The sequence below is a fragment of the Mycobacterium sp. KBS0706 genome (assembly GCF_005938675.2).
Lineage (GTDB): Bacteria > Pseudomonadota > Alphaproteobacteria > DSM-16000 > Inquilinaceae > Inquilinus.
Genome location: NZ_VCCH02000033.1, coordinates 72,470 through 80,353, shown reverse-complemented (window position 1 = coordinate 80,353; position 7,884 = coordinate 72,470). Strand labels below are relative to the sequence as shown.

At 68.0% G+C, this 7,884-nt stretch carries 7 protein-coding genes; 5 read left to right on the top strand and 2 right to left on the bottom strand.

The window, feature by feature from the left end; all coding sequences use genetic code 11:
• Positions 1-393, top strand: a 393-nt coding sequence (locus FFK22_RS19160; protein WP_143956844.1) for a hypothetical protein, incomplete at its 5' end; no start/stop codon positions are given.
• 16 nt (positions 394-409) lie between these two features.
• Here the strand turns inward: FFK22_RS19160 and phaR are convergent.
• Positions 410-1,054 (bottom strand): polyhydroxyalkanoate synthesis repressor PhaR, encoded by a 645-nt coding sequence (phaR, locus tag FFK22_RS19155; RefSeq protein WP_138892667.1) that lies wholly within the window; start codon positions 1,052-1,054, stop codon positions 410-412.
• A 359-nt stretch (positions 1,055-1,413) separates the two neighbouring features.
• Between phaR and FFK22_RS19150 the strand changes: the two genes are divergently transcribed.
• Entirely contained in the window at positions 1,414-2,724 is a 1,311-nt protein-coding gene (locus FFK22_RS19150; RefSeq protein ID WP_138892668.1) for an alpha/beta fold hydrolase, read from the top strand.
• Here FFK22_RS19150 and FFK22_RS19145 read toward each other — a convergent pair.
• The gene (locus FFK22_RS19145) at positions 2,612-3,466 is read right to left on the bottom strand and encodes a 2-keto-4-pentenoate hydratase (protein ID WP_138892669.1); all 855 of its coding nucleotides are present in this window, start codon (positions 3,464-3,466) and stop codon (positions 2,612-2,614) included. The genes FFK22_RS19150 and FFK22_RS19145 overlap by 113 nt on opposite strands.
• A gap of 130 nt (positions 3,467-3,596) precedes the next feature.
• Here FFK22_RS19145 and FFK22_RS19140 point away from each other — a divergent pair, with 130 nt between their 5' ends.
• The 3 genes from FFK22_RS19140 to FFK22_RS19130 all read left to right on the top strand — a co-directional run bounded on the left by FFK22_RS19140 (position 3,597) and on the right by FFK22_RS19130 (position 7,870).
• Positions 3,597-4,769: an acetyl-CoA C-acetyltransferase gene (locus FFK22_RS19140; RefSeq protein ID WP_138892670.1), complete on the top strand. Its 1,173-nt coding sequence runs from the start codon at positions 3,597-3,599 to the stop codon at positions 4,767-4,769.
• 96 nt (positions 4,770-4,865) lie between these two features.
• Positions 4,866-5,588, top strand: a complete 723-nt coding sequence (gene phbB, locus FFK22_RS19135) for an acetoacetyl-CoA reductase (protein ID WP_138892671.1) — start codon at positions 4,866-4,868, stop codon at positions 5,586-5,588.
• A 161-nt stretch (positions 5,589-5,749) separates the two neighbouring features.
• Positions 5,750-7,870, top strand: coding sequence for a M10 family metallopeptidase (locus FFK22_RS19130; protein ID WP_138892672.1), 2,121 nt, complete (start codon positions 5,750-5,752; stop codon positions 7,868-7,870).
• The last annotated feature ends 14 nt before the right edge of the window (positions 7,871-7,884 follow it).

Here is a 7,884-nt window from a genome sequence, read left to right as displayed (position 1 = left end):
AACCTGCTGCATCTGCTCGGGCTGGTGCTGCTGGTCGGCGGCATCGGGCTGCTCGACCTCCGCCTGGTCGGCTTCGGCCGTGGGCTGCCGGTCCGCACCGTGTCGCGCCTGCTGACCCGGGTGGCGCTGGTCGGGCTGGTGCTGATGGCCGCGACCGGTGTTGCGCTGTTCGCCGCCGATGCCGGGCCGCTGGCCGCGACCGACGTGTTCCAGCTGAAGATCCTGGTGATCGCGGCGGCGCTGGCGAATGCGCTGGCCTTCCGCTGGCTGTGGCAACGGTCGCTGCCCGATTGGGACCGCGCCCCGCCACTGCTCGGCCGGATCCAGGCGGCGGGGTCGATCGTGCTGTGGTTCCTCGCCGGCGCGCTCGGCCGGCTGATCGCTTACGGCTGAGAGTCAGCCGGTCAGGTCATCGCTTCGGCTTGGTGATCTCCTCGACCTGGCGCTGCAACTCGTCCAGCTTCTGGCGCAGCGTGTCGATCGATCCCTGCTCCGCCGGCGCCGGCTCGGCCGCGGCAGGGTCGGCGGGGTTGGCGCCAGACGGCTTGCCGCCCTTGCCGGCGGCGAACGGCGTGAACATCTGCATCGCCCGCTCGAACAGCGCCATGTTCTGCTTGCTCATTTCTTCGAAGGCGCCGAACGGGAACACGCCGCTGACGTCCTTGAAGTAACTGCGCATCTGGTCCTGGTTGCGGGCGAAGGCTTCCATCGAGGATTCCAGATAGCGCGGCACCATGAACTGCAGGTTGTCGCCATACAGGCTGATCAGCTGCCGCAGGAAGCCGATCGGCAGCATGTTCTGGCCGCCCTTGCCCTCTTCCTCGACAATGATCTGGGTCAGCACCGAGCGGGTGATGTCCTCAGCCGACTTCGCGTCATAGACCACGAACTCGACACCATCCTTGACCATCTGGGCCAGGTTCTCGAGCGTCACATAGCTCGACGTCGCCGTGTTGTAGAGCCGTCGGTTGGCGTATTTCTTGATCGTGATGGGAGCGCTCTTCGGCTCCTCGGCCGACGGGGCGGATCCAGGGGCGGCCTGACTGGTCGGCATGGGGGTCCCTATCGCTTTTTCCGGCCGCGGGCACACGGCCGCTTCGACTGAATTGGCGCCTATACTGGTCCGCCCGGGGCGGCATGTCACGATCCTTTCGCATCGCAACACGCGCCGGCCATAGGCAGGCCCGACCTCGCCGACTATGATCGCCGCGATGACTGCGCCGAAACCGCCCCACGACCCGCCGCCCGGCGACGGCGACAGCCCGGACGACCTGGCCCGCCGCTTCCTCGATCTCTGGCAAGAGCATTGGACCGCAACCCTGACCGATCCCGAGACGCTGCGCGGCTGGGCCGCCCTGCTCGACCCCGGCCATGTGTCGCGGATCATGGCGGGCTTCAGCGGGACGGCCGGCGATGACGCTGCGCCTCGGCCCCCGGCCGCTGCCGCTGCATCTGGCCGCGGCAGCGGCGAGCCTGATGAGCGGGATCGCCGCATTGCCGCTCTCGAGGAGCGGGTCGCCCGGCTCGAAGCCGCCCTGGCCGGAGCCGCTGCGCCGCGCCGGCGAACGCCTCGCAAGCCTGCCCCCTGACGCTGCCGCCGCGGCCCTGGCCCGGGAAGGGACCCGGCGCGCCGCCGCCTTCCTGACCGGGCTGGAGCGCTATATCCGCCATCCCGACCGCCGCGACCTGCCGGCGCCGCCGATGCTGTGGCAGGACGGATCCGCCCGGCTGCGCGACTACGGCCCTGCCGACGGGCTGCCGCTGCTGGTGGTGCCGTCGCTGGTCAACCGCGCCTATGTGCTGGACCTGACGGCGGAGCGCAGCCTGCTGCGCTTCCTGGCAGCGCAGGGGCTGCGGCCGCTGCTGCTGGAATGGGACGTGCCGGACGACGCCGAGCGCGACTTCACCCTGACCGATGTGATCCTGCGGCGGCTGGAGCCGGCGCTGGACGCCACCCTCGCGGCTGCGAAAGGGCGGGTCGGGCTGCTGGGCTACTGCATGGGCGGCACGCTGGCGGCAGCGCTGGCGGCGCGGCGGCCGGACGACATCGCCGGCATCGCCTTCATGGCCGCACCCTGGGACTTCCATGCCGATGCGCCGCACCAGGCCGAGATCGGCCGGATGGCGGCGGCCGCCAGCCTGCCCGTCATTGCATCGCTGGGCGTGCTGCCGGTGGACGGCATCCAGGCGCTGTTCACCACGCTCGACCCGCTGACCGCCCTGCGCAAGTTCAGCGCCTTCGGCCGGCTGCCCGCCGGCTCACCCGAAGCGGCCCGCTTCGTGGTGCTGGAGGACTGGCTGAACGACGGCATCCCGCTGCCCGGCCCGGTGGCGCTGGAATGCCTGGCCGGCTGGTACGGCGAGAACATGCCCGGCCGCGGCCTGTGGCGGATCGACGGCGCGCCGGTGTGGCCGGAGGCGATCCGCCGGCCCAGCCTGCACCTGATCCCGGCCCGCGACCGCATCGTGCCGCCGGCCAGCGCCCGCGCTTTGGCCGAGCGCATGCCCGGCGCCGAGAGGATCGAGCCGACGCTCGGCCATATCGGCATGGTGGTGGCCGGCGGCGCCGAGACGCAGGTGTGGCGGCCGCTGGCGGCATGGCTGGGCGGTGCTATTCGAAATGAACGGACAGCGACACCGGCTCGGGCAGCAGGCCGTCATAGCGGACCGTCACGGCCCCGCCGGGCACCGGCTGCGCCGGCGGGCCGAAAGAGCCGAGGCTGACCAACTGCCCCGGCTGCAGCGCCTCGCCCCGTGACGCGAGGTCCTGCGCCAGCCAGATCACCGCGTTGAGCGGGTTTCCGAGGATGGCGGCGCCCGGCGCCTCGGCCAGCACCTTGCCGGAACCGTCAACGAGCGAGACCTTCATCGTCGCGAGCTTTTCGGCGAGGCCGGGCTCGATCGCGATCGGCTGTCCCGGCACGCCGAGCCGGGCGCCGACATTCACGGCGGCGATCGACGCCGCTGTCGGCTTCTCGTCCGCGGGCAGGGCGAGGTCGGCCAGCTCGATGAAGGGCCTAAGCGCCGAGAGATGGGCCAGCACCTCGGCCGGCGTCTTCGCCTGGTTGACGCCCGCATCGCCGACCACGGCGATCAGGTCTGCCTCCACCAAAGGCCGAGCGGCGTAGCTGGCCGGGACAGGCGAACCCGCTTCGCTCAGCATTCGCTGCAGCAGCACGCCCGACACCGGATGGCTGACTCCCAGCCGCTCCTGCATCGCCTTGCCGGTCAGGCCGACCTTGTAGCCGACCGGCTGCCCCAGGTCGCGGGCGAGATCCTGGACCAGCGTCTTCTGGACGCAGGCGGCGGTGGCGGCATCGATCCCGGCCAAGCCGGACACGACCGATTTCGCCCGCCAGTCCGCGGCCGCGCGCGCGGCAATCGCGGCGCAGTCCTCGCCCGCCATCGCTGGCATCGTTCCCATCAGCGCGGCCAGCAGCACGGCCCGCAGCAACGGCTTGCGCATCGATCCCCCTCCCCTTCGACCTATTCGCCCGTGGTGGTTGCACAGGCGGAACGGGCATGGCTATCGTCATCCTAACGCAATTCAGACTGGTGCGGTCCGGCCGCGCCGAACAGCAAAGGGATATGCCCCCATGACCAATGTCGTCATCGCCGCAGCCGCGCGCACGCCGGTCGGGGCCTTCGCCGGCGCCTTCGCCGCCGTGCCGGCGCATGAGCTGGGCATCGCCGCGATCACCGCGGCGCTGGGCCGGGCCAAGGTCGAGGCCGCCGAGGTCGACGAGGTGGTGCTGGGCCAGGTGCTGACCGCCGCCACCGGCCAGAACGCGGCGCGCCAGGCCGCGATCGGCGCCGGCATCCCGAAATCGGCCACCGCCTACGGCATCAACCAGGTCTGCGGCTCCGGCCTGCGCACCGTGGCGCTGGGCGGCCAGGCGATCGCCCTGGGCGACGCCCGGATCGTCGTCGCCGGCGGGCAGGAGAGCATGTCGCTGGCGCCGCACGCGCTGCATCTGCGCAGCGGCACCAAGATGGGCGACGCCAAGATGGTCGACACCATGATCCGCGACGGGCTGTGGGACGCCTTCAACGGCTATCACATGGGCAACACGGCGGAGAATGTCGCCCGGCAGTGGCAGATCACCCGCGAGGACCAGGACCGCTTCGCCCTGGCGTCGCAGCAGAAGGCGGCGGCGGCGCAGCGCGAGGGCCGGTTCAAGGACGAGATCGTCCCGGTCACGGTCAAGGGCCGCAAGGGCGACACCGTGATCGACGCCGACGAGTACCTGAAGCCGGACACCACGATCGAGGTGCTGGCCAAGCTGCGCCCGGCCTTCGACAAGGAGGGCACGGTCACCGCCGGCAACGCCTCCGGCCTCAATGATGGCGCCGCGGCGCTGGTGCTGATGAGCGAGGAGGAGGCGGCGCGTCGGGGCATTACACCGCTGGCCCGCATCGCCTCCTGGGCCACGGCCGGCGTCGACCCGGCGGTGATGGGCTCGGGCCCGATCCCGGCCAGCCGCGCGGCGCTGAAGAAGGCCGGCTGGACCGCCGAGCAGCTCGACCTGGTCGAGGCCAACGAGGCCTTCGCCGCCCAGGCCTGCGCCGTGAACAAGGACATGGGCTGGGACCCGGCCCGGGTGAACGTCAATGGCGGCGCCATCGCCATCGGCCACCCGATCGGCGCCTCGGGCGCGCGGATCCTGACCACCCTGCTGTACGAGATGGGCCGGCGGGACGCCAAGAAGGGCCTCGCCACCCTGTGCATCGGCGGCGGCATGGGCATCGCGCTCTGCGTCGAACGCTGACACCGGCGCCTCTATTCTGAGGCGCCATTTCCCGGGCCGCCCGCCGACCTCTCGTCGCGGCCGGCGGCCCTTCAAATCCAACCCTGGGAGGACGCTATGGGACGTGTAGCCGTTGTGACCGGCGGGACGAGAGGCATCGGCGAGGCGATCTCGCTGGCTTTGAAGGAGAAGGGCTACAAGGTCGCCGCGACCTATGCGGGCAATGATGACGCCGCCCGCGCCTTCAGCGAGCGGCACGGCATCGCCGCCTACAAGTTCGACGTCGCCGATTTCGAGCAGTGCCAGGCCGCGATCGCCAAGATCGAGAGCGAGCTCGGACCGGTCGAGGTGCTGGTCAACAACGCCGGGATCACCCGCGACGGGACCATCCACAAGATGGACCGGAACGCCTGGGATGCGGTGATCGACACCAATCTCGGCTCCTGCTTCAACATGTGCCGCTGCGTCATCGACGGCATGCGCGCCCGCAGCTTCGGCCGCATCGTCAATATCGGCTCGATCAACGGCCAGGCCGGCCAATACGGCCAGGTGAACTACGCCGCGGCGAAGTCCGGCATCCACGGCTTCACCAAGGCGCTGGCGCAGGAAGGCGCCGGCAAGGGCATCACCGTCAATGCCATCGCGCCGGGCTATATCGACACCGACATGGTCCGCGCCGTGCCGCCGAACGTCTTGGAGAAGATCGTCGCCAAGGTGCCGGTCGGCCGCCTGGGCAAGGCGTCGGAGATCGCCCGCGGCGTGCTGTTCCTGGTCGACGACGAAGGTGGCTTCATCACCGGCTCGACCCTGTCGATCAACGGCGGCCAGCATATGTACTGATGCACGCCGGGGCCGCGCCAGCAGCCGGGCTGGCGCGGCTCCGGTTCAGATCCACTTTCGCCGGCTGGGCTTTTGGGCCCTAGATGTTTGATCTATGTTTAGGATAGTATTCTAGAAAATTATGATCGCCATATTGAGATAGATGCGGTGGAGGGGATTTTATGTCGCTGATAACCGACAGCGCGCTCGGCTTTCCGAGCGCCGGCAGTGGTTCCGGAAGGGTTGTGCGGGTCAGCACTACGGGGAATCAGAATATCGACGGGCTGCTGGACGGCTATAAATGGTCCGGCGACTCGATCACCGTGGCCTATCCGGGCACGGCAAGCGCCTACGGGTCCGGGTATAGTGAGGCACTGCAGGGGTTCCGGCCATTGACCGGGCCGATGATCGCAGTGGCGGGCAATATCTTCACCCAAATCATGAGCTTCACCGATCTGCGGATCACCGAAGGCAGCGCCTGGACGGCCAACATCCGGCTCGCCCATTCATCGATGCCCGAGACGGCGTATGCCTATACCCCGTATCCGGACACCAAAGCCGGTGACGTCTGGTTCTCCGGCACGACATACGACGCGCCCGGCCGCGGCGACTACGCTTGGCATGGGTTCCTGCACGAGATCGGGCATGCGCTCGGCTTGAAGCATCCACACGAAGCTGGCGAGGTCGTGGGAACGAAGATGGCTTCGGCCTACGACGCCATGGAATATTCGGCGATGAGTTACCGGAGCTATGCCGGTGAGATACTGGGCGACACAGGTTACAAGAACGAACAATACGGTTTCGCTCAGTCATACATGATGTACGACATCGCTGCACTGCAGAAGTTGTATGGCGCCGACTACGTCAACAATGCCGGCAATAGCGTCTACAGTTTCTCCCCGACCAGCGGTGCGATGTTCATCGACGGGCAGAGCCAGGGCACGCCGGGCGCCAACCGCGTCTTCCGGACGATCTGGGACGGCGGCGGCAACGACACCTACGATTTCTCGAACTATGCCACCGACCTGGCCGTGGACCTGAGGCCCGGGGGCTACTCGAAGCTCTCCTCGTCGCAGATCGCCGATCTGGGGGACAATCATCATGCCAAGGGCAACGTCTACAACGCCCTGCTGTACAACGACGACCCGCGATCCCTGATCGAGAACGCCCGCGGCGGCATCGGCAACGACACCATCGTCGGCAACCAGGCGAACAACCAGCTCTCCGGCGGGTCCGGTAACGACGTTCTCGACGGCAGGACCGGAAACGACGTCCTGATCGGTGGCGCCGGCACCGACACGGCGGTGATCCACGCCCGGCTGACGCAGACCACCGTGTCCACCAGCCCGGGCGGCCCCATCCTCCACAGTCCACTGGGCCACGACACCCTGGTCGGTATCGAGCAGTACAGGTTCGATGACGGCACCGTCGTCCAGGCCGATGGCAATGTCGAGGTCGACGATCTGTTCTACTACGTCTCGAATCGCGACGTCTGGAACGCCCATGTCGACCCGGAGACCCACTACGCCCAGGCCGGCTGGAAGGAGGGCCGCAATCCCAACGCCTTGTTCGACACGAAATACTACCTGGCCCAGAATCCGGACGTCGCGGCGGCGAAGGTCGATCCGCTTGAGCACTACCATCTCGCCGGCTGGCGGGAAGGCCGGGATCCTTCGGCGCAGTTCGACACCAGCTCCTATCTCGCGTTCAATCCGGACATCGCCGCGGCCCGAATCGATCCGCTGGAGCACTACCTTGCGCAAGGCATCTACGAGGGACGCAGCATCAAAGTCTTCGCGACCGCAAATTCTTTCGGTGTTGTCGCGCTTTCCTATTCCGGTCCGAATGTCATCGTCACCGATGCGGCAGGTCCGCACCGTCTAACCGGTGTCGAGCAATACAAGTTCCGGGACGGGCTGGTGGTTCAAGCCGACGGCAAAGCCTTGGTCGACGACCTGTTCTACTTCAGGGGCAATCGCGATATCTGGAACGCCCAGATCGACCCGGATATGCACTACGCGCAGGCCGGCTGGCGGGAAGGGCGAAATCCTAACGCCTTGTTCGACACGAACTGGTATCTGGCCCAGAACCCGGATGTCGCGGCGGCAAAGGTCAACCCGCTCGAGCATTACCACCTCGCCGGCTGGCACGAAGGCCGCGACCCTTCGGCCCGTTTCGACACCAGCGCTTACCTTGCTGCCAATCCCGACATTGCCGCAGCCCGCATCGATCCATTGGAGCACTATCTAATGCAGGGCATGTATGAGGGCCGCGTGATTCCTAACGACACCCTCTTGGGTTGAAACTAGTAGTTTCC